The sequence below is a fragment of the Ruegeria sp. genome, from assembly GCF_965199275.1.
Classification (GTDB): domain Bacteria; phylum Pseudomonadota; class Alphaproteobacteria; order Rhodobacterales; family Rhodobacteraceae; genus Ruegeria.
On the sequence record NZ_CBDAQX010000021.1, the window covers coordinates 539,834 to 559,756 of the forward strand.

The following is a 19,923-nucleotide window of genomic DNA, read 5'->3' on the forward strand; positions in this document are numbered from 1 at the left end:
AACCTTTAGCGGAGTTTCCAATGCCCGACGTTTCAGACATGGCCCCTGATTTCACCCTTCCCCGAGACGGCGGTGGTGAGGTATCCCTCGCGGATCTGCGCGGCAATGCCGTCGTTTTATTCTTTTATCCCCGCGATGATACGCCGGGCTGCACCAAGGAATCCATCGGTTTTTCGGAGCAGCTTCAGGCCTTTGCCGATGCGGGCGCTCAGGTCTTCGGCATCTCGCGCGACAGCGTTGCCAAACATGACAAGTTCGTCGCCAAACACGACCTGACTACGCCTTTGCTGTCGGATGAAAACTCGACCGTCTGCGAGGGCTACGGCGTCTGGGTCGAGAAAAACATGTATGGCCGCAAATCCATGGGCATCGAACGCTCGACCTTCCTGATCGACGCCGAGGGCCGCATCGCACAGGTCTGGCGCAAGGTCAAAGTGCCGGGCCACGTGGATGCAGTGCTTGAAGCCGTTAAGGCGATGTAGCCCCCCTCGACCTCGAGCGCCATCCGGTCTATCCCCAGCCTCGATACGACAAGGTGGAGCGTACCAGTGCCCAAAACACTGACCCAGATGGCAACCGAGGTTCTGAAAACAGCGGACGGGCGGGAGAAAACCGCCCTGTCCAAACGCCATGCCGCCGCTTGGTTCGCGTCGCGCAAGGGCGAAGGTGACGCGATTGAAATCGGCACCGCCACCCCGCCTTTGACCCCTGCACGCCCTGAAAAGCCCGAGCTGCTCTCACCGCGCGAAGTGCCAAAGCGCAAACCGGGGTCCGAGGCCGGACGGATCGCGCTCTTGCATGCTGTTGCACATATTGAACTGAATGCCGTGGATCTGCATTGGGACATCATTGCCCGCTTCGGTCACGTGCCCATGCCGATCGGTTTTTACGATGACTGGGTCAAATGCGCCGAAGAAGAATCGCGCCATTTCGAGATGGTCTGTGATTGTCTTGAACAGATGGGCAGCTTTTACGGAGCCCTGCCCGCCCATGCGGGCATGTGGCGCGCCGCCGAAGACACCGCCGAGGATTTGATGGGCCGCCTTGCTGTGGTTCCCATGGTGCTAGAGGCACGCGGGCTGGACGTCACACCCGGCATGATCGATATCTTTCGCAAGGCAAAGGCCGAACAGGCCATTGCCGCGCTCGAGGTGATCTATGCAGAAGAGGTCGGCCACGTCGCCTATGGCTCCAAGTGGTTCCATTTTCTATGCGGACGCGAAAACGCCGACCCCAAGGACGTCTTCCACCAATTGGTTCGGCGCTATTTCCACGGTGCCTTGAAACCGCCCTTTAACGAAGAGAAGCGCGCCGAGGCAGGATTGCCGCCGGACTTCTACTGGCCGCTAACCGAGGATATGCCCGCGCCGGGTCAGGTCTCAGACTGAGGCTAAAGGTTAATTTCGGCAGGTTTTCGCCGATCCGTAGGGGGAAATCTGCAGCTTCGACGACAAATTGGTCAACAAACTTGCCCGAATGCTGAGACCCTATTAAGCATCCCGTCCAAGGGACGGCTATTGCACCACGACCGGTCCCGATCTTGGGGATGAGAGGTAAGACGCGTGAGAACACGTCTGGCAATTAAATTTCACTCGCTGCTCGAACGGCACTTCCCGGAACGCCGGGTTTTTCTGAAATCTGACAAAGACACACGGTACATCCGACTCAGCTCGGAAACGCAGATCGCTGCGGTGGCCGGTGTGGCCGTCATGGTTGGCTGGACCGCGGTCGCCACTGCGATTCTGCTGATGGACAGCATCGGATCTGGCAACTTCCGTGAACAGGCCAAACGCGATCAGGCCACCTATCAAGAACGTCTCAACATCCTGTCCGCCGAGCGTGACGCCCGCGCGCAGGAAGCCTTGGCCGCGCAGGACCGGTTCAACGCTGCACTGGCGCAGGTCTCGGCGATGCAGTCCGAGCTTTTGGCCTCGGAAAACCGTCGGCGCGAGTTGGAGACTGGAATCGAAGTGATCCAGACCACCCTGCGCGCGACGATGAAACAACGTGAAGAGGCCCGTGGCGAGCTGGCGAAGCTGCAACGGGATGCGGATACAACGGACGCCTATGTCGTGGCAGCATCGGCCCCGGCGCAGATGGAATTCATGACCGACGCGCTGGCTCGCACCGCGGAAGAGCGGGATCAGATTGCAGCTGACGCACGCGATGCGCTGGACCAGCGCGATGATCTGGAGCTGGAAATCCGACTGATGCAGGAACGCAGTGACGAGATTTTCCGCCAGTTGGAAGAGGCGATGGTGATCTCGGTCGAGCCTCTGGACAAGATGTTCCGTCAGGCGGGCATGCCCACGGACCGCATCATCGAAGAGGTGCGGCGCGGATATAGCGGTATGGGCGGTCCGCTAACCCCTTTATCTCTGAGCACCCGCGGCGAGGAGAGTGACATCTCCGCCGACGAGGTGCGCGCAAACCAGCTTCTGCAACAAATGGATCAATTGAACCTGTATCGTCTGGCGGCCGAAAAAGCGCCCTTTGCGAACCCGGTTCATTCCGCTGTGCGGTTTACAAGCGGCTACGGCTCCCGCCGCGACCCAAAAACGGGCGGACGTCGGATGCACAACGGCGTTGATTTCGCGGGTCCCCAAGGCACCGATATCTTTGCAACCGCAGATGGCGTGGTCACCCATGCCGGGTGGCAGTCCGGCTTTGGACGCCTTGTGAGGATCAAACACGCCTTCGGGATTGAGACACTTTACGCCCATAACACCAAGATCCGTGTGAAGGTCGGCCAAAGGGTCTCGCGCGGGGATCATATTGCTGATATGGGTAGCACCGGACGGTCCACCGGCACGCATTTGCACTATGAGGTGCGCGTGAACGGAAAACCTGTAAACCCAATGACTTACATCAAGGCTGCGAGAAATGTTTTCTAAGAGCAAAATCAACGAACCCGCATCCAAGGATTCTGAGGCGGCAAAACCTGCTGCTCCGGCGACTCCGGCGGCCCCTGCACCTTCCGAACCCAAGGCCAGCACGGCGCCCAAGCCGAAGCCACCAGCATCGGTCCTGTCTTCGGACCTGCACATCACCGGCAACATCAAGACAACCGGTGACATTCAGGTTGAAGGCACTGTCGAAGGCGACATCCGCGCGCATCTGTTGACCATCGGCGAAACCGCGACCATCAAAGGCGAAGTCACTGCAGACGATGTCGTGGTCAACGGCCGCATCGTGGGGCGCGTGCGTGGCCTGAAAGTCCGCCTGACCTCGACAGCGCGGGTCGAAGGCGACATCATCCACAAGACAATCGCTATCGAAAGCGGCGCGCATTTCGAAGGTTCGGTTCAGCGTCAGGACGACCCCCTGAACCCTGGCCGCGGCGCAAAACCGGGTGCCAACCCGGCTGCGGAAGTCAAACAGTAAAGCAAATCCAACGCGGATTTTCGAAACGCCGCAGGTCATCCTGCGGCGTTTTCGATTCAACTGCAGGCGTTCCTCTGAATCCAGTTCCAAGCTTGAATTGATACGGCTAAACTCCACCCATGTGGATGTTTTTTGCTCTTGTCGCAGCCCTCGCAGGCGCGTTACTGTATTGGTCCTGGTCCAAGAAAAAGGCGCGCGCTGCGCTCCTGGCCGAGCCATTGAGCGAAGACGATCGGCGCATCATCGCAGCACAAGTCCCCATCCTCCAACGCGTCCCATCCGACCTACGTGAGAAATTGGATGGCAAGATCAACTTGTTTCTCGAGCAGGTGAGCTTTTACGGCTGCGACGGGCTGGAAGTCACCGATGAGATGCAACTCTCCATTGCCGCGCAAGCCTGTCTGCTCGTGGTGAACACGGATACCTGGTACGACAATCTGACAACCGTTCTGATCTACCCCAACGCCTTCAAGTCTCGGCAGCAACAACGCAGCGGCTATGTCGTGACCGAGAAAGAGATCATCCGAACCGGCGAAAGCTGGGACCGTGGGCCAGTGATCCTGTCATGGGCGCATAGCAAACAGGGCGCGATGAATGACCACGACGGGCACAACGTGGTGTTCCACGAGTTTGCGCATCAGATCGACGACCTGTCAGGTGGCACCAACGGTGTTCCGGTTCTTGCAAAAGGACAGAGCTATGCCGAGTGGGAACGTGTCTTCTTGACGGCCTATTCCGACCATGTCGCAGCAGTAGAGGCCGGGCATCGCACCGTCATCGACCCTTACGGTGCCGAAGGCCATGAGGAGTTCTTTGCCGTCTCGGTCGAGGTGTTTTTTGAGCGTCCTCACGCCCTGCAAAACGCGGCACCTCATGTCTATGAACAGCTTGCCGCGCTGTTCAATCTCGATCCTGCGACATGGGGCGAAAGGCCTAACTGACGCGTAGGCCGTGAAAATTCCCCCAAACGCAAGTTTCACAAATCACGGTTTTTGAATTACTCTGGTCCTCATTGATTAATGGAGGACTATTCATGTCATCAAAACTCATGGCCGAATTCTTCGGCACGTTCTGGCTGGTTCTGGGCGGCTGCGGCAGCGCAGTTCTGGCTGCAGGGGTGTAGAAAAGCGTGCAATTTTGACCCCCTAAGCGGGGAAATCGGCGTCCAAATTTGACCCCTCCCTATGGTTGTAGACATCCTTTTCATTGAGCAGTCGATGGAGAGGCAAGCGGGATGATTTGCGTGGAAACTATTAGAAAAGTGCGTCGCTTACACCTGATCGAAAAAAAGAGCATCAAGGAAATTTGCCGTTCGCTCAATTTGAGCCGTGCAACGGTTCGAAAGATAATCCGATCGGGAGTGACGGAGTTCAAATATGAGCGCAAATCGCAGCCATACCCGGTGCTCGGGCCTTGGCGCGCGCGTCTGGATGAAACGCTTGAGGAGAACGAGGCGCTTCCGAAGAAACACCGCAAGCGGATGACCAAAATCTGGAAGGAACTCTCCGATGATGGTTTTGGCGGCGGGTATGACAGTGTTCGACGCTACACAAAGAATTGGCGCATTGCGCACGGCCGACAACAGGCGCAGGCGTTCATCCCGCTGATCTTTGATCCTGGGGAGGCGTACCAGTTCGACTGGAGTGTGGAGACGGTTTTGATGGACGGTGCACTCACGACCGTGAAGGTTGCCCATTTCAAACTTTGCCATAGCCGCATGCCATTCTCCATTGCCTATCCGCGCGAGACGCAGGAGATGGTCTTTGATGCCCACGACGAGGCCTTCAAATTCTTTGGTGGAGGCTGCATCAACGGGATCTACGATAACATGACGACCGCCGTCGATGCGATCCTGTCGGGCAAGGAAAGAAAGTTCAACAAGGCATTCTCCCGGATGTGTTCTCATCATCTGGTGAACCCGATCGCCTGTACGCGCGCGGCCGGTTGGGAGAAGGGTCAGGTTGAGAATCTGGTCAAGGAGAGCCGCGCCTATAGTTTTACACCGCGTCTGGAGGTGGCCGACTTCGATGAATTGAATGCCCGGCTGCAAAAAGACGCGATCAAACGCGCAAAAGAACTGCGGCATCCGGAAAACCTGGAGGTGACGGTCTGGGAGGAGTTCCAGCAGGAAAAGCCGCTGCTGACGCATCTGCAGAAGCCCTTCGTCGGGTTCCGTGAAAAGACGGTCGCCGTGAGCCGAACCTGCCTGATCAACTTCGAAAGAAACAAATACAGCGTTGAGGCAAGAGCTGTTGGACGTCAGGTCCAGTTGCAGGTCTACGCCACGCGGATTGTCCTGCGCCAAGACGGTGAGATTGTCGGAGAGCACGAACGGTGCTTCGGCCGAGGAAAAACGATCTTCAACCCTTGGCACTATGTGCCCGTCCTCAAGCGCAAGCCTGGCGCTCTGCGCAATGGAGCACCGTTCCGTGACTGGGACCTACCACCGGCAATGACGCAGATCTGGACCCATCTGCGGGGCACATCCGACGGAGACCGGCAACTTGCCGATATTCTTTTCGCTGCTTACCAGCACGACATTGATGTGGTCGAGGCTGCCTGCGAAGAAGCTCTAAAATCTGGCCTGCGCAAGGCCGATGCGATCCTGAACATTGTCTCTCGGCGCACCAATCCCCCGCCGCCAAAGGCGATTGAGCCGCCTGCCCACCTGCAGCTGAAAATGGCACCGATCGCGGATTGCGCTCGCTATGACAGGCTTGGAGGCTCCCATGCAACTGCGTAAGGAAATTCTCGAACTTGCCCGTCAACTGAAGTTGCCAGGCATCGTCAACTGCTTTGACGAAGTGATGCAGGCCGCAGCCAAAAACAACTGGCGGCCCCAACAGGTCGTGGCCGAACTCCTCACGGCCGAACTGGCCGAAAAGACTGCGCGCTCGATCCGGTATCAGATGGGTGCCGCAAAGTTCCCGGTCTGCAAGTCCTTACCTGAGTTCGACTTCACGGTCAGCCCCGTCAACGAGGAAGTCGTGCGCAATCTTCATGACGGCGATTTTATGGACCAGGCCAGGAATGGCGTGCTGGTCGGTGGAACCGGATCGGGCAAAACGCATCTCGCAACAGCGATCGGGGGCCACGCGGTCAATAACCGCCGGCGGGTCAGGTTCTTCAGCGCTGTGGATCTCGCGAACAAGCTGGAGGCTGAACATCGCGAAGGCAACGCCGGGCGGCTCAGCGAGCAGCTGATCCGCGTCGACCTCGTGATTATAGACGAACTCGGTTATCTGCCGTTCGCAGAGTCTGGTGGACGATTACTCTTCCATCTCATCAGCAAACTGTACGAGCGAACGTCTATTCTGCTAACAACCAACCTCGCATTTGCTGAATGGCCGAGTGTGTTCACAGATGCCAAAATGACCACTGCTCTCCTGGATCGACTGACACACCATTGCGATATCATCGAAACCGGGAACGAAAGCTGGCGAATTAACCACCGCGACTAACCTCGAAATCGGGGAATAAATTCAAAACAGACAGCAGGTCAAACCTTCAGTCGAGTTACGCTCTCTTTTCGGTTTGACCTGCTGTCCACCCCCTCCTGAATCAACCTAAACACGACCCCCTCAACGCCCCTCTTAGCTCCAAGGGGGGTCAAATTTGGACGCCGATGGGGGGTCATTATTCAATGCCGATTGACACTGCAGGGGTCGCTAATGTCGGCATAGGATGGCTTGGTGTATCCTTCGCCTTCGGCCTGACCGTTTTGACCATGGCTTATACGGTGGGTCATATCTCGGGCGGGCATTTCAACCCCGCGGTCAGCCTCGGCCTGATGATCGGAGGGCGCTTCCCCGCCAAAGACCTACTGCCTTATTGGGTCGCTCAGGTGCTGGGTGCAATTGCGGCAGCGGTGGTACTGTATGTGATCGTCAGCGGCGCGCCCGGTTTTGAAGGCGTGGGCGGGTTTGCCTCAAACGGGTATGGCGAGGCGTCACCCGAAGGGTACTCCATGATGTCCGCGCTGGTGATCGAGATCGTACTGACCGCGTTCTTCATCGTCATCATTCTGGGCGCGACCTCAAGCGGAGCGCCTGCGGGCTTTGCCCCGATTGCCATCGGCCTGGCGTTGACCTTGATCCACCTGATCTCAATCCCTGTCACCAACACGTCGGTCAATCCGGCACGGTCCACGGGCGTGGCCCTGTTTGCCGATGGCCCTGCCCTTGCACAGCTGTGGCTGTTCTGGGTCGCCCCACTGATCGGGGGTGCAATCGGAGCGTTGATCTGGAAAGCAATGGGCGACGACTGATCCAGGTCCCTAGCCCACAAGAAAACCCCGGCGAAAAACTTGCGCCGGGGTTTTTTCGTTACTCGGTCACAGTAACCTTTTTCATCGCGTCAGGCTGGCCGACAACGGCGCCGTTCTGGCCCGCACCGCGTTTGATCGCATCAACTACGTCCATCCCGTCCGTGACCTGACCGACAACGGTGTACTGGCCATCCAGAAACGGTCCCGGCTCGAACATGATGAAGAATTGCGAGTTCGCGCTGTTGGGGTTCTGAGACCGCGCCATGCCGACTACACCGCGATCAAAGGTGATGTCCGAGAATTCGGCCGGCAGATCAGGACGGTCCGAGCCACCACGACCTGCATTGGCAGCGTTGAAGCTGCCCTTGGTCTGGTTGCCGAACTGAACATCTCCGGTCTGGGCCATGAACCCCTCGATCACGCGGTGGAAGACGACCCCGTCATACTCACCTGCGTTGGCGAGCGCGGTGATCTGCTCCACGTGCTTGGGTGCGACATCTTCAAATAGGTCAACGGTGATGGTGCCATTGGCCTCACCCTCAACCTCGATCTGCAGCCCGGTGGCCAGCGCGGGGCTGGCCAGCAGGACAAAAGCGGCGGCGAGCTTATGCATCTGCCGCTACCTTGACGCTGATCATGCGGTCCGGGCTCGCAGGCGGCTCACCCCGTACAATTGCGTCTACATGCTCCATCCCGTCGATCACGCGGCCATAGACCGTATACTGACCGTTCAGGAAGTGGTTATCTTTGAAGTTGATGAAAAACTGCGAGTTTGCCGAATCCGGGTTCTGCGAGCGCGCAGCGCCCAGAGTTCCACGGTCATGCGGCAGTTTAGAGAATTCCGCCGGAACGTTCGGAAGAGACGACCCGCCTGTGCCCGCCATGCGGATGTTGAACCCGTCTTCCATGTCGCCGTGCTGGACGTCGCCGGTCTGGGCCATGAAGCCGTCAATCACACGGTGGAATGCCACGTTGTCATACTCGCCTCCACGGGCCAGTTCCTTCATCCGAGCGCTGTGCAGAGGTGCCACGTCGGGCAGCAGCTCGATGACGACATTGCCGTCTTTCAGCTCGATGATGATTGTGTTTTCGGGATCCTTGATCTCGGCCATCTGGCCCTCCTGTCGTTTGTCTTGCGCAAATACCTATGCGCCAAGCGCCTGAATGCCAAGTGACGCATTGACCTGAGGGCAAAATGCAGGAAAAGAACCGCCCAAAGGGTATCAAAACACGAGGATTGCGCGATGGGCTGGAAAACACTGGACGATATGGACCTGAACGGCAAACGCGTGCTGGTACGCGTGGATATCAACGTGCCGGTTGTTGACGGTGTTGTAACCGACGCCACCCGTATTCAGCGTATTGTTCCCACCGTGCAGCACATTCTGGCATCTGGTGGCAAACCCATCCTGCTGGCTCATTTCGGTCGTCCCGGCGGTGAGCGACGTGAAAGCCTGTCGCTGAACCAACTTGTCCCGACCTTGGCAACTGCTTTCGGCGCGAAAGTCCTGTTCGCCGCCGATTGCGTGGGCACTGAGGCTGAACTGGCCGCCGACGCATTGCAGCCCGGTCAGGTGCTGCTGCTGGAAAACACGCGTTTCCACGCGGCTGAAACCAAGAACTATCCCGATCTGGCCGCTGGCATGGCGCGTCTGGGCGATATCTACTGCAATGACGCATTCTCGGCGGCGCACCGCGCCCACAGCTCGACCGAGGCGCTGGCCCGTTTGCTACCCGCCTGCGCCGGCCGCCTGATGCAGGCCGAGCTTGAAGCGCTGGAGGGCGCTCTGGGCGCGCCCAAGCGTCCGGTGACTGCTGTTGTCGGCGGTGCGAAAGTATCCACCAAGCTGGAGCTGTTGGGCAACCTGATCGACAAGGTCGACTATCTGGTCATCGGCGGCGGTATGGCGAACACGTTCCTTGTCGCCAAGGGCGTTGATGTCGGAAAATCGCTGGCCGAAACCGCGATGAAAGACACTGCCGCAGAGATTCTTGCCAAGGCCGAAACATCCGGCTGCAGCATCGTGCTGCCCGTTGATGTGGTGGTCGCCGAGAAATTCGAAGCAAACGCGCCGCATCAGGTGTTGCCCGCCGATCAATGCCCCGCAGACAGCATGATCCTAGACGCAGGCCCTGAAAGCGTCGCCGTCATTAGCGAGATCTTCAGCAAAAGCCAGACCCTGATCTGGAACGGCCCGCTCGGCGCGTTCGAGTTGGAGCCGTTTGACGCCGCCACCAACGCCGCCGCCCTGAAAGCCGCTGCGCTGACACGAGCCGGTCAGTTGATCTCGGTTGCTGGTGGAGGGGATACCGTTGCCGCCCTGAATGCTTCGGGCGCGGCCAAGGACTTTTCGTATATCTCGACCGCAGGCGGAGCTTTCTTGGAATGGATGGAGGGCAAGACCCTACCCGGCGTCGCAGCGTTGGAGCAATGATCATCGCGGCGCTCAAATCCGGGCCGCGAGACAATCTGACTCAACCGCGCAATTTTTGCGAATCAGGGGATTCACATCCCGAATCACCTGTGACATAGTGCAATCAGAGGCCCACAAAGGGCCCGCTATTGAGGCAGACTTCATACGGCGGTCAACAGAGTGTCCCGTTCCCATCGGCCCGGTTTGGGCGCAGTTTTTTTCTTTTCGGTGGCTTTTATGCTGGGTGTATATTTCACCTTTGCCGCCGTTCAAGGAGACTATGGCCTGTTTCGACGGGTCGAGATTTCGGCGGAACGGGACGCCCTGTCACGCGACCTCGCGGCGCTCAAAGCTGAGATAACCGAGATGGAAAACCTCACCCGCCGTCTTTCGGACAATTACCTTGATCTCGACCTGCTGGATCAACAGGCCCGATCCGTTCTGGGCATGATCCGCGCGGATGAAATCGTGATCCGCTAACCCCCTTTTCCCCCAGCAGAAATTGCGCAAAGCTACGCTGCGTCATATTTACGCTCGCCAGATCGCAAGAAATGCTCTAAAAGATAGTTTAACGCTAAACTATCTGTCCGAAAGGGGGAGATCGCCACAATGGCTGCGCGAAAAACCACAAAGAAACCAAACGTTTCTGCGGAAGAGCTGAAAACCTACTACCGCGAAATGCTGTTGATCCGTCGATTCGAAGAAAAGGCCGGGCAACTCTACGGTATGGGTCTGATTGGTGGTTTCTGCCACCTCTACATCGGACAGGAAGCGGTTGTTGTCGGCCTTGAGGCTGCAGCAAAAGAAGGCGACAAACGCATCACATCTTATCGCGACCACGGCCACATGCTGGCCTGCGGCATGGATCCGGGCGGCGTCATGGCCGAACTGACCGGGCGTGAGGGCGGCCTGTCCAAGGGCAAAGGCGGCTCGATGCACATGTTCTCGAAAGAGAAGCATTTCTACGGCGGCCACGGCATTGTTGGCGCTCAGGTCCCACTGGGCGCGGGTCTGGCCTTCGCCGACAAGTATAAGGAAAACGGTGGGGTGACCTTCACCTATTTCGGTGATGGCGCTGCCAACCAGGGTCAGGTCTACGAGACATTCAACATGGCCGCCCTCTGGGACCTGCCGGTCGTCTTCGTGATCGAGAACAACCAATATGCGATGGGCACCGCTCAGGCACGCTCGACCTCTTCGGCGGATATCTATCACCGTGGTCAGGCCTTCGGGATCCCGGGCGAAATGGTCAACGGCATGGATGTTCTGGCCGTCAAAGCCGCAGGCGAGAAAGCCGTCGCCCACTGCCGCGCAGGCAAAGGCCCCTACATCCTTGAGGTCAAAACCTACCGCTACCGTGGTCACTCGATGTCCGACCCGGCCAAGTACCGCACCCGCGAAGAAGTTCAGAAGGTCCGCGAGCAAAGCGACCCGATCGAACATGTGCGCGAGCTGCTGCTGACCGGCAAACACGCGACCGAAGATGACCTGAAGGCGATCGACAAAGAGATCAAAGAGGTCGTCAACCAGGCCGCCGAATTCTCGAAAGAAAGCCCCGAGCCGTCGCTGGACGAGCTCTGGACAGATATTTACGCCTGAGAGGACGAATAGGACATGGCAACCGAAATTCTCATGCCCGCCCTTTCGCCGACAATGGAAGAGGGCACGCTGGCCAAATGGCTGGTCAAGGAAGGCGACACCGTATCTTCCGGCGACATCATGGCCGAGATCGAAACCGACAAGGCCACGATGGAGTTCGAGGCCGTTGACGAAGGTATCGTCGGCAAAATCCTGATCAGCGAGGGCACCGAGGGGGTCAAGGTCAACACCCCCATCGCGATCCTTGTGGAAGAAGGCGAAGATGCCTCCGCCCTGCCCGCGGCTGCCCCGGCAGCCGCAGCGGTGACCGAGGCTACCCCTGCGGCGGTTGAGGCCCCCGCTCCGGCAGCTACCGCCCCGGCCGCTCCGGTTGTGGACCTATCGCCCGATTGGCCAGCCGACGCAGAAATGAAAACCGAGACCGTCCGTGAAGCGCTGCGCGACGCGATGGCCGAAGAGATGCGCGGCGACGAAGACGTCTACCTGATGGGCGAAGAAGTCGCCGAATATCAGGGCGCTTATAAAATCAGCCAAGGCCTGCTGGACGAGTTTGGCCCCAAGCGCGTGATCGACACCCCGATCACCGAGCATGGTTTTGCCGGTATCGCGGTTGGTTCAGCCTTCGGTGGCCTGAAACCCATCGTCGAGTTCATGACCTTCAATTTTGCCATGCAGGCGATTGACCAGATCATCAACTCCGCCGCCAAGACGCTCTATATGTCCGGCGGTCAGATGGGCTGCCCCATCGTGTTCCGTGGCCCAAACGGTGCCGCCGCCCGCGTGGCCGCACAGCACTCTCAGGATTACGCCGCATGGTACATGCAGATCCCCGGCCTGAAAGTCGTGATGCCGTACTCGGCCGCTGATGCCAAAGGCCTGCTGAAATCGGCGATCCGCGACCCCAACCCGGTGATCTTCTTGGAAAACGAAATCCTCTACGGACGCACATTCGACGTGCCGCAAGTGGATGACCTGTCCATTCCTCTGGGCAAGGCCCGCATCTGGCGCGAAGGCTCGGACGTTACCATCGTCAGCTTCGGCATCGGCATGCAATATGCCCTAGAAGCCGCCGACAAACTTGCCGAAGAGGGCATCAGCGCCGAGGTCATCGACCTGCGCACCATCCGTCCGATGGACACTGGCGCGATCATCAACTCGGTGATGAAGACCAACCGTCTCGTGACAGTCGAAGAAGGCTGGCCCCAAGGCTCGGTCGGCAGCTACATCAGCTCGGTCGTGATGCAAGAGGCGTTCGACTATCTCGACGCGCCGGTCATCAACTGCACCGGCAAGGATGTTCCGATGCCCTATGCCGCGAACCTCGAAAAGCTGGCCCTGATCACCACGGATGAGGTGATCGCTGCCGTCAAACAGGTGACCTACCGGTAATGGAGATCAGGGGCCGCGATCCAGCAACCGAATGCTACCGTGTCGAGATTGACATCGACAACCGCATCGTACGGGCGCTTGTGCCCGAACGATTGGCGGCGGATATGCGGTTGATAGGCGCGCGCCCCTCTCACCAGACCGCCTATGTCTGGATGGCGGAGAACAAAGAAAAAATCGAGGCTGCGATTGCGACGCTCGCACGCGGCACCGGGCGCCCCAAGGCGCCCTTTGACCAAATTACTCTGATTGAGGAGCGCTGAAATGCCCACCGAAATCCTAATGCCCGCCCTGTCTCCGACTATGGAGGAAGGCACCCTTGCCAAATGGCTGGTCAAAGAGGGCGACACCGTCTCCTCCGGCGACCTGCTGGCCGAGATCGAAACCGACAAAGCCACGATGGAGTTCGAGGCCGTTGACGAAGGCACCATCGGCAAGATCCTGATCCCGGAAGGCTCCGAAGGGGTCAAGGTAAACACTGCCATCGCAGTCCTGCTGGAAGATGGCGAAAGCGTCGATGACATCGGCGCTGCACCGGCCCCGGCCCCAGCGGCTGCGCCCGCAGCCGCTGCGGGCAACGAGGTCGCCGCGCCAGCGGCATCCGAGGCGCCCGCCCCTGCACCGGCAGCGCCTACCAAAGCCGATGGTGGTCGCATCTTCGCCTCACCGCTGGCCCGTCGCATCGCGGCGCAAAAGGGCCTTGATCTGGCACAGATCACTGGCTCCGGCCCGCATGGTCGCATCGTCAAAGCGGATGTCGAAGGCGCAACCGTAGCGCCAGCAGCAGCCGCTCCGACCCCTGCCGCAGCAGCCGCCCCCGCAACGGCGGCACCGGCTGGCCCATCGGCAGATGCCGTCGCCAAGATGTACGAAACTCGCGACTACGAGGAAATCAAGCTCGACGGCATGCGCAAGACCATTGCCGCGCGCCTGTCCGAGGCCAAGCAGACCATCCCGCATTTCTACCTGCGCCGCGATATTAAACTGGACGCGCTCCTTAAGTTCCGCAGCCAGTTGAACAAGCAGCTGGAAGGCCGTGGCGTGAAGCTCAGCGTCAACGACTTCATCATCAAAGCTGTCGCCAACGCGCTGCAGCAGGTTCCCGAATGCAATGCCGTCTGGGCGGGCGACCGGGTACTGCAGCTGAAGCCTTCGGACGTGGCCGTTGCGGTTGCGATCGAAGGCGGTCTGTTTACCCCTGTCCTGCAGGATGCCGACACCAAGTCTCTGTCTGCTCTTTCGACCGAGATGAAGGACCTTGCTGGTCGCGCCCGCGAACGCAAGCTGGCCCCGCATGAATACCAGGGCGGCACATTCGCGGTTTCGAACCTCGGCATGTTCGGCATCGACAATTTCGACGCCATCGTAAACCCGCCGCATGCTGGTATTCTTGCGGTAGGCACTGGTCTGAAAAAGCCCGTTGTCGGCGAAGACGGAGAGCTGACGGTTGCAACCGTAATGTCCGTCACGATGTCTGTGGATCACCGGGTCATCGACGGCGCGCTTGGGGCTCAGCTGCTGCAAGCCATCGTCGAAAACCTGGAAAATCCGATGGTCATGCTGGCGTGAAAAAACTCTACCCACCGGGGTCCGACCTCGGCGGGTGCTCTCACGATCACGGCCACGATGTGAGCATGCGTGATAGCCCCAAAGGTTGCTTCCGCAACTGCGCTCTCCCACCTTTGAACCAGACGGTTTTGAAAACCAAAGGTGGCCCATGCGCTTTTTTAATTTTACTAAGATATTGCTTGTAGTTGCCGCGTCCGCAACTGCGGCTAACACGGCATCCGCAAAACCCAACAGCTATCCGGGCGAAAACTCCAGGTTCAAATCCAGTGATCCAGCCGTCATCGCCCAGCAAAAGGCTGAGCGCCAGCAACGCATCGACAAGCGTAAGGAACGCAGGGAACGAAGACGGCAGGAGCGGTTGAACAGAAAGAACAACCGCTCAAACTGATTTTTACTGGTCCTTGCCCAGCATGTGGTCCATCGAGATCGAGGGCTGATCGCACCCCGCCTCGCCCACGATTTTGGCCGGGATGCCGGCAACTGTCTTGCAAGCCGGAACCTCTTGCAGCACCACCGATCCGGCGGCGATCCGGCTGCAGTGGCCGACCTCAATGTTGCCAAGAACCTTGGCCCCGGCACCAATCAGAACTCCATCACCGATCTTTGGGTGGCGCTGCTCTTCTTCCTTGCCGGTTCCGCCCAAAGTCACAGAATGCAGCATCGAGACATTGTCACCAACCACAGCAGTCTCACCAATCACGATGGAATGGGCGTGGTCGATCATGATCCCTTTGCCGATCCTGGCGGCGGGGTGAATGTCGATGCCGAAAATCTCAGACGACCGCATCTGGAAGAAATAGGCCAAATCATGCCGTCCCTTGCGCCACAACCAGTGGGCCACACGATAGGCCTGCATCGCCTGATAGCCTTTAAAATAGAGGATCGGCTGCAGTAGTCGGTGGCAGGCCGGGTCGCGTTCGTACACGGCCATCAGGTCCGCGCGCGCAGCCTCAATCAAGCTAGGGTCGTCGGCATAGGCCTCGTCCACGATCTCACGCAGGACCATCATCGACATCTCGTTCGAACACAGCTTGGCCGCCACTCGGTACGACAATGCCCGCTCAAGGCTGCGGTGATGCAGAATACAGGCATGCACCAGCCCGCCCATCAGCGGCTCTTGCTCAACGGCGGTATGGGCCTCGGTCGTGATCCGGTTCCAGACCGGGTCGACGGGGGTCACGTGGCTGCGCTTTTCAAACATGGCTTTGATCCTTTGCTGCGCCTAGCATGCCATTTAGTGGTAAAAACGCCAAACGCAAACCCGTGATCTGTAACTTAACCAAAATGAATGTGTTCTAAGAGGGGGCTTGCGCCTCTCGGTGCTTTAAGAAGTCAGCCCAACGCCCGCCGGGTCTGAAATCGTATCAACTGGCGCAAAACCATCTCAAAGCACTGGCAATAGGTCGGATCGTCAAAGCCCGGTTCATCCGCCAGCACCCGAGTGCGGGCGGCTGTCATCAGGGATCCATTGCCATAGACGGGATGCATCCGCCCAGTGCGCTGGACATGGCGGTCGGCCAGTTCGGCCTCGGCCACCATCTTGATACAGAGCGTTCGGCGGTTGCGCTGCGGCACGGCCAACAAGGCACGCGCCGCAGCGCTTACATCTCCGTGGAGGACGGGGCGCATAAGTCCTACGCGACCTGAATGCGCGCCGCCGGACCGGCGCCGTATATGGCCGAGATTTGCGCGATCTCGACCGCATACCCACCTGTCAAACCATCGGCGGACTTCGCGGCTGCGGTATAGGCCCAGCGCGGCTCGGCCACGATCTCTTCGCGGACTAAGGCACCGTTGGCCCGGACACGGATGAGGTAGGACTCGCTTTCCTCGCCCAGTGGGACATCCAGACCCGCCCAGTCATCCCCTTCGATCCGCGTGCGCCTGATCCAACTGAACGTATCCCCGTCCGACGCGGTCTGCACAGACACATGTACCGGCGCGTAGGGGCGCAGGCCATTCCCGTCGAAAGCCTCAACCAGATATTCGTAGGATGGGTGGTCATACCCGCGCGAGGCCGGGCCGATCCGAAAATGTCGGGCCACACGCCGCTCGCTGGGCAACAGGCTGATCTGGGCGACACGGTCATCCAGCAAGACAAAGGTTGACCCTTCGGGCCAGACGTCGGGCATCAGGGCGTCCGTTCCCAGCTGACCACGTAGGCGACCAGAGAGAGCATAGACGCCCGGTTCTTGCAGGGTAGCGTCAGAAAACTGGAATACCTCCCAATTGCCCGGTGTTCCGTCGCCTATGGCCGCCAGATTGGCCCCGTTCAGCAAGGATGTACGCGGACGGGATTCCAGAACGCCGTCGATCAGCTTAACCTGCAAGGGCGCACCCTCATCCCATATCCCGGCTGAGGCGCGATGCAGCGGCGTTTCGGTAAAGCCCATCACCGCCTGATCCGCAATGACGTCGCGCAGTGCATAGTCCTCATCCCTGGCAGAGGCATGAACGGCGACGCTGCTAGGCCAAGGATCGGCCGCGACGGCGAGATACGGCGCGTGCGGAGCCTCTGTCCCCGTCAACAGCGGCAGGTCCATGAACACCGGTACGACTGGTACGGGGGCGACGAAGGGCCGGATCGCAACCGGGTCATCCTGCAACCCGTTGGCCGTGTAGACGCCACGTTCTATCCGCACCGCCTCGGCCAGTTGCAGATCGGCTTTCTCCAACCGGTCGATACGATAGAGCGCACTGCCCTCCTGTTCAGACAGGCGCACCACGTCTCCGGCGCCCAGATGCAGCATGGACGGGGGCAAGGCAAACCGGGCGGTGTCACGGGACACGCGCGCCTCGCTGAGCCAGCGCTCGGCGGTCTGGCGACCCTCGGCACGGGTCATGGACAGGGGCATCTCATTGACCGCGACCGCATGGGTCTGCGCGTCGGGCAACACGGCCTCTTCCGCGACCAGATCGTGATCGGCATCCGATTGAACAAAGCGCAGACGGACACGTCCGGTCATCTCGGCCTCGGCCTCACGGCGGTATTCGACGGTGCCGTCGAGATCGGAGCTGACAGCCAGATGATCCGGGTCCAGCACCACAGCGCCAAAGCCATCACGTGTCTGGAACCGCAGGACACCGTCCCGTTCGATCGCGTCAAACCCATAGCGCAGCATCAACGGCTGCAACGCCGAACGCGCGTCCGAGACGTCCTCGACCGCATAGCCCCGAACCACGCCATAGAGTTGCGAGACATCGATATCCGTGACCCCTGCCCCGTGGCAGATTTCGGTCACAACCGAGGCCAGGGTGCGCGCGCCGGATCGACCGTTCAGCCAATGCCCTCGGGCGTAGTTTTCGCCATCGTCCCATTGGCTTCGCAGGTTTGGAAAGGTGGGATAGGGCCGCGCGTCCCAGGCCCAGACATAGGCGTTGGAGAGGTCCAGCATCAGGCCGTCATAGATCTCGGATACCGGGTTGTTCTGCGGCTCGGACCAGTAGCCCAGCGTTGCCGTCAGATATTGCACCTGAATGAAGTCATCCCTGAGGCCGTTGGAATGCGGTGGCAGGCTAGATTCCGAGGATTTGGGGTCGAGAAACTTGTTCGGCTGGTTGGTGCCTTTATCCACGGCGGCACAACCCAGTTCCGTGAACCAGATCGGCTTGGACCCCGGCACCCAGTCGGTCGGATCATTCTGTCGCACGCCGCCAATCCGTTCGTGATGCCAGTTCGACCACCAGTTGCGCAGGTCCTTGTAGCGCCAGATCCACGGCTCATCATGGGTGCTGTCTTCGATCGGAGTGCGAATCTGCGCCTCGGCCTCCTCGGGCGAGGCGTAGTACCAGTCATAGCCTTCGCCGCCTTCGACATTGGCGCGCAGGTAGTCCAGATTGTAGATCGACCCGGCCTCGGCATCCTGATGGTCTTCGCCATCGCGCCAATCGGACAGAGGCATGTAGTGTCGAGAACATTCTGAATTGTCCGGTGTAGGTAACATGCCAATTGTCCGCTTCAGTTGATTGCGCGGTGGCCCAATTCGGAGGGAGCCGTAGGCGACCGTAGATTTGGGCCACCGCGTTCGCGCCACGTCGAAGCGGGTCACGCGACTTTGTGTTTGCTATCCTCCTGTGTGATGGGTGATCCGTCAGGCTGGTAGCGGCCAATGCATCTCGGGCCGTGGAAGATGACCAGTTGACCATCGGGGTATTCGTGGACCCTGACCTTCGCCTTGACGAAATGATGACGGTGCCTGTCTGCCGCGATCTGCATGACCAGGCCCTTGTAGCGCACCGTATTGTCGTTGCCGACGACGCGGTCTTCCTGCACACACAGGGTGTCGCGCACATTGCCTGTAAACGGCACGAAGGCCGAGGTCGTATCCTCCGGCTCCTTTGCAAACAGGGCATTGTGTTCGGGAAGATAGACCTCTTTCAGGAACTGATTGGCCTCTTCAATGGTTGTGATCCCATGGGACCGCAGTTCCTGCGGCAATCGGTTCTGGAACGTGCCAAACATGCGTTCAGACCGTCCACGGGCCTGCGGTGAATAGGCCGGGATCAGCTCAATGCCGAGTTGCTGCAAGGCGCGCCCGACCTGGGTCAGATTGTCCTTGTCCACTTTGCCGCCCGCTTCGGGCGTATGCCAGTAATGAGAGCCCCGATCGGCATAGAGCGAGCAAAACAGACCTTGCGCCTCGATCACCTCTGTCAGCCCCTGAAAACTGCTCATCGTCCCTTCTTCCTCGACAAAGAATGCCGAATAAACCCGGTTGGTGGCATCGTCCATGGTGACGATCAGATCCCACCACTGACCCGGAACCCATTCATGGCTGGAGCCGTCCTGATGCAACATCATGCCAACCATCGGACGGCGGGGCCGCTTGCGCCGATGGGCACCTCGTCGGGGTGCTGCCTGAACCCGGCCGTGGCGCTGCAGTGTAAGCCGCACCCAGTTGTAGCTCTGTGTGAAACCATGGTGGGCCACCAGCTTCTCGTGGAAATGCTTCGGCGTGTAATCCCAGTACTTGGTATCAAACAGTTCAAGCATCTCCATGACCTTATCCGTGGCAACACGATTGTTGGCCAGTTTGCCAAGCCGACGGTCGTACAGACCTTCTGCACCATCCGCCTCAAATCGATCCTCCCAACGCCTGACGGTGCGCACGGATACACCCAGTATCTCAGCCGCCTGTTCTTGCGTCAGCTTGTTCGCGCTTCGCCGCGAATACACATCTTCAAACTTCATCAGTCGAACTTCCTGTAACACTTCTGCTCGGTTCATAACGCCTCCTCTCAGAGACAGAATAGAACCGGACAGATCGCATGTTACATACACCGGACATATCGCGTGTTAGCGAC

Annotated in this window: 20 protein-coding genes and 2 pseudogenes; 16 read left to right on the forward strand and 6 right to left on the reverse strand. The window is 59.2% G+C overall.

Translation table 11 applies throughout. The features are described from left to right. Nucleotides 1–20: 20 nt before the first annotated feature. From ACOERD_RS17380 to aqpZ, 9 genes and pseudogenes are all read left to right on the forward strand, one after another. Complete coding sequence (locus tag ACOERD_RS17380) at nucleotides 21–482, forward strand: peroxiredoxin (RefSeq protein ID WP_419739874.1); 462 nt, start codon at nucleotides 21–23, stop codon at nucleotides 480–482. An 87-nt stretch (nucleotides 483–569) separates the two neighbouring features. Beyond that, nucleotides 570–1,388 carry a ferritin-like domain-containing protein gene (locus ACOERD_RS17385; RefSeq protein WP_419740161.1) on the forward strand — a complete coding sequence of 273 codons (819 nt, stop codon included), beginning with the start codon at nucleotides 570–572 and terminating at the stop codon, nucleotides 1,386–1,388. A 174-nt stretch (nucleotides 1,389–1,562) separates the two neighbouring features. After that, nucleotides 1,563–2,894: a DUF5930 domain-containing protein gene (locus ACOERD_RS17390; RefSeq protein WP_419739875.1), complete on the forward strand. Its 1,332-nt coding sequence runs from the start codon at nucleotides 1,563–1,565 to the stop codon at nucleotides 2,892–2,894. Next, nucleotides 2,884–3,384, forward strand: coding sequence for a polymer-forming cytoskeletal protein (locus ACOERD_RS17395; RefSeq protein WP_170374000.1), 501 nt, complete (start codon nucleotides 2,884–2,886; stop codon nucleotides 3,382–3,384). Before ACOERD_RS17390 ends, ACOERD_RS17395 begins: the two co-directional genes overlap by 11 nt. Before the next feature lie 119 nt (nucleotides 3,385–3,503). After that, nucleotides 3,504–4,325 carry a zinc-dependent peptidase gene (locus ACOERD_RS17400; protein ID WP_419739876.1) on the forward strand — a complete coding sequence of 274 codons (822 nt, stop codon included), beginning with the start codon at nucleotides 3,504–3,506 and terminating at the stop codon, nucleotides 4,323–4,325. Nucleotides 4,326–4,417: 92 nt separating this feature from the next. Then, nucleotides 4,418–4,504, forward strand: a pseudogene (locus tag ACOERD_RS17405) (aquaporin); the annotation flags it as partial. Nucleotides 4,505–4,618: 114 nt separating this feature from the next. Further along, the gene (gene istA, locus ACOERD_RS17410) at nucleotides 4,619–6,127 is read left to right on the forward strand and encodes an IS21 family transposase (protein ID WP_419737605.1); all 1,509 of its coding nucleotides are present in this window, start codon (nucleotides 4,619–4,621) and stop codon (nucleotides 6,125–6,127) included. After that, nucleotides 6,114–6,845, forward strand: a complete 732-nt coding sequence (istB, locus tag ACOERD_RS17415) for an IS21-like element helper ATPase IstB (protein ID WP_419737606.1) — start codon at nucleotides 6,114–6,116, stop codon at nucleotides 6,843–6,845. Before istA ends, istB begins: the two co-directional genes overlap by 14 nt. A 152-nt stretch (nucleotides 6,846–6,997) precedes the next feature. Continuing rightward, nucleotides 6,998–7,651: an aquaporin Z gene (aqpZ, locus tag ACOERD_RS17420; RefSeq protein ID WP_419740162.1), complete on the forward strand. Its 654-nt coding sequence runs from the start codon at nucleotides 6,998–7,000 to the stop codon at nucleotides 7,649–7,651. A 58-nt stretch (nucleotides 7,652–7,709) separates the two neighbouring features. On the opposite strand, the gene ACOERD_RS17425 is transcribed toward aqpZ, so the two are convergent. Together ACOERD_RS17425 and ACOERD_RS17430 are read right to left on the reverse strand one after the other, a co-directional pair. After that, nucleotides 7,710–8,264, reverse strand: a complete 555-nt coding sequence (locus tag ACOERD_RS17425) for a peptidylprolyl isomerase (RefSeq protein ID WP_170374003.1) — start codon at nucleotides 8,262–8,264, stop codon at nucleotides 7,710–7,712. Further along, nucleotides 8,257–8,763 (reverse strand): peptidylprolyl isomerase, encoded by a 507-nt coding sequence (locus ACOERD_RS17430; RefSeq protein ID WP_170374004.1) that lies wholly within the window; start codon nucleotides 8,761–8,763, stop codon nucleotides 8,257–8,259. Before ACOERD_RS17430 ends, ACOERD_RS17425 begins: the two co-directional genes overlap by 8 nt. A gap of 132 nt (nucleotides 8,764–8,895) precedes the next feature. Between ACOERD_RS17430 and ACOERD_RS17435 the strand changes: the two genes are divergently transcribed. The 7 genes from ACOERD_RS17435 (at nucleotide 8,896) to ACOERD_RS17465 (ending at nucleotide 15,007) form a co-directional block, all read left to right on the forward strand. Continuing rightward, on the forward strand, nucleotides 8,896–10,086 hold the full coding sequence (locus ACOERD_RS17435) for a phosphoglycerate kinase (RefSeq protein WP_419739877.1): 1,191 nt from the start codon (nucleotides 8,896–8,898) through the stop codon (nucleotides 10,084–10,086). Between the two features lie 159 nt (nucleotides 10,087–10,245). Further along, nucleotides 10,246–10,545, forward strand: coding sequence for a septum formation initiator family protein (locus ACOERD_RS17440; RefSeq protein WP_170482904.1), 300 nt, complete (start codon nucleotides 10,246–10,248; stop codon nucleotides 10,543–10,545). 129 nt (nucleotides 10,546–10,674) lie between these two features. Continuing rightward, nucleotides 10,675–11,664 (forward strand): pyruvate dehydrogenase (acetyl-transferring) E1 component subunit alpha, encoded by a 990-nt coding sequence (gene pdhA / locus ACOERD_RS17445; protein ID WP_170374007.1) that lies wholly within the window; start codon nucleotides 10,675–10,677, stop codon nucleotides 11,662–11,664. 15 nt (nucleotides 11,665–11,679) lie between these two features. Beyond that, nucleotides 11,680–13,053 (forward strand): pyruvate dehydrogenase complex E1 component subunit beta, encoded by a 1,374-nt coding sequence (locus ACOERD_RS17450; protein ID WP_419739878.1) that lies wholly within the window; start codon nucleotides 11,680–11,682, stop codon nucleotides 13,051–13,053. Beyond that, nucleotides 13,053–13,313, forward strand: a complete 261-nt coding sequence (locus ACOERD_RS17455; protein ID WP_170374009.1) for a hypothetical protein — start codon at nucleotides 13,053–13,055, stop codon at nucleotides 13,311–13,313. Before ACOERD_RS17450 ends, ACOERD_RS17455 begins: the two co-directional genes overlap by 1 nt. A 1-nt stretch (nucleotide 13,314) precedes the next feature. After that, nucleotides 13,315–14,619 (forward strand): pyruvate dehydrogenase complex dihydrolipoamide acetyltransferase, encoded by a 1,305-nt coding sequence (locus tag ACOERD_RS17460; RefSeq protein WP_419739879.1) that lies wholly within the window; start codon nucleotides 13,315–13,317, stop codon nucleotides 14,617–14,619. Nucleotides 14,620–14,767: 148 nt separating this feature from the next. After that, nucleotides 14,768–15,007 carry a hypothetical protein gene (locus ACOERD_RS17465; RefSeq protein ID WP_419739880.1) on the forward strand — a complete coding sequence of 80 codons (240 nt, stop codon included), beginning with the start codon at nucleotides 14,768–14,770 and terminating at the stop codon, nucleotides 15,005–15,007. A 3-nt stretch (nucleotides 15,008–15,010) separates the two neighbouring features. Here ACOERD_RS17465 and cysE read toward each other — a convergent pair whose 3' ends face one another. From cysE to ACOERD_RS17485, 4 genes and pseudogenes are all read right to left on the reverse strand, one after another. Next, nucleotides 15,011–15,820 carry a serine O-acetyltransferase gene (cysE, locus tag ACOERD_RS17470; protein WP_170374012.1) on the reverse strand — a complete coding sequence of 270 codons (810 nt, stop codon included), beginning with the start codon at nucleotides 15,818–15,820 and terminating at the stop codon, nucleotides 15,011–15,013. A 131-nt stretch (nucleotides 15,821–15,951) separates the two neighbouring features. Continuing rightward, entirely contained in the window at nucleotides 15,952–16,248 is a 297-nt protein-coding gene (locus ACOERD_RS17475; RefSeq protein ID WP_419739881.1) for a hypothetical protein, read from the reverse strand. Between the two features lie 5 nt (nucleotides 16,249–16,253). Continuing rightward, nucleotides 16,254–18,527, reverse strand: a pseudogene (locus tag ACOERD_RS17480) (baseplate multidomain protein megatron); the annotation flags it as partial. A gap of 137 nt (nucleotides 18,528–18,664) precedes the next feature. Then, the gene (locus ACOERD_RS17485) at nucleotides 18,665–19,846 is read right to left on the reverse strand and encodes an ISNCY family transposase (RefSeq protein WP_419737631.1); all 1,182 of its coding nucleotides are present in this window, start codon (nucleotides 19,844–19,846) and stop codon (nucleotides 18,665–18,667) included. Between the last annotated feature and the right edge of the window lie 77 nt (nucleotides 19,847–19,923).

What these genes read in the sequence shown, in the direction of transcription:
- ACOERD_RS17380 (WP_419739874.1), top strand. Translation starts at nt 21, where the DNA reads ATGCCCGACGTTTCAGACATGGCCCCTGATTTCACCCTTCCCCGAGAC.
- ACOERD_RS17385 (WP_419740161.1), top strand. Translation starts at nt 570, where the DNA reads ATGGCAACCGAGGTTCTGAAAACAGCGGACGGGCGGGAGAAAACCGCC.
- ACOERD_RS17395 (WP_170374000.1), top strand. Translation starts at nt 2,884, where the DNA reads ATGTTTTCTAAGAGCAAAATCAACGAACCCGCATCCAAGGATTCTGAG.
- ACOERD_RS17400 (WP_419739876.1), top strand. Translation starts at nt 3,504, where the DNA reads ATGTGGATGTTTTTTGCTCTTGTCGCAGCCCTCGCAGGCGCGTTACTG.
- istA (WP_419737605.1), top strand. Translation starts at nt 4,619, where the DNA reads ATGATTTGCGTGGAAACTATTAGAAAAGTGCGTCGCTTACACCTGATC.
- istB (WP_419737606.1), top strand. Translation starts at nt 6,114, where the DNA reads ATGCAACTGCGTAAGGAAATTCTCGAACTTGCCCGTCAACTGAAGTTG.
- ACOERD_RS17425 (WP_170374003.1), bottom strand. Translation starts at nt 8,264, where the DNA reads ATGCATAAGCTCGCCGCCGCTTTTGTCCTGCTGGCCAGCCCCGCGCTG.
- ACOERD_RS17430 (WP_170374004.1), bottom strand. Translation starts at nt 8,763, where the DNA reads ATGGCCGAGATCAAGGATCCCGAAAACACAATCATCATCGAGCTGAAA.
- ACOERD_RS17435 (WP_419739877.1), top strand. Translation starts at nt 8,896, where the DNA reads ATGGGCTGGAAAACACTGGACGATATGGACCTGAACGGCAAACGCGTG.
- pdhA (WP_170374007.1), top strand. Translation starts at nt 10,675, where the DNA reads ATGGCTGCGCGAAAAACCACAAAGAAACCAAACGTTTCTGCGGAAGAG.
- ACOERD_RS17450 (WP_419739878.1), top strand. Translation starts at nt 11,680, where the DNA reads ATGGCAACCGAAATTCTCATGCCCGCCCTTTCGCCGACAATGGAAGAG.
- ACOERD_RS17455 (WP_170374009.1), top strand. Translation starts at nt 13,053, where the DNA reads ATGGAGATCAGGGGCCGCGATCCAGCAACCGAATGCTACCGTGTCGAG.
- ACOERD_RS17460 (WP_419739879.1), top strand. Translation starts at nt 13,315, where the DNA reads ATGCCCACCGAAATCCTAATGCCCGCCCTGTCTCCGACTATGGAGGAA.
- ACOERD_RS17465 (WP_419739880.1), top strand. Translation starts at nt 14,768, where the DNA reads ATGCGCTTTTTTAATTTTACTAAGATATTGCTTGTAGTTGCCGCGTCC.
- cysE (WP_170374012.1), bottom strand. Translation starts at nt 15,820, where the DNA reads ATGTTTGAAAAGCGCAGCCACGTGACCCCCGTCGACCCGGTCTGGAAC.
- ACOERD_RS17475 (WP_419739881.1), bottom strand. Translation starts at nt 16,248, where the DNA reads ATGCGCCCCGTCCTCCACGGAGATGTAAGCGCTGCGGCGCGTGCCTTG.
- ACOERD_RS17485 (WP_419737631.1), bottom strand. Translation starts at nt 19,846, where the DNA reads ATGAACCGAGCAGAAGTGTTACAGGAAGTTCGACTGATGAAGTTTGAA.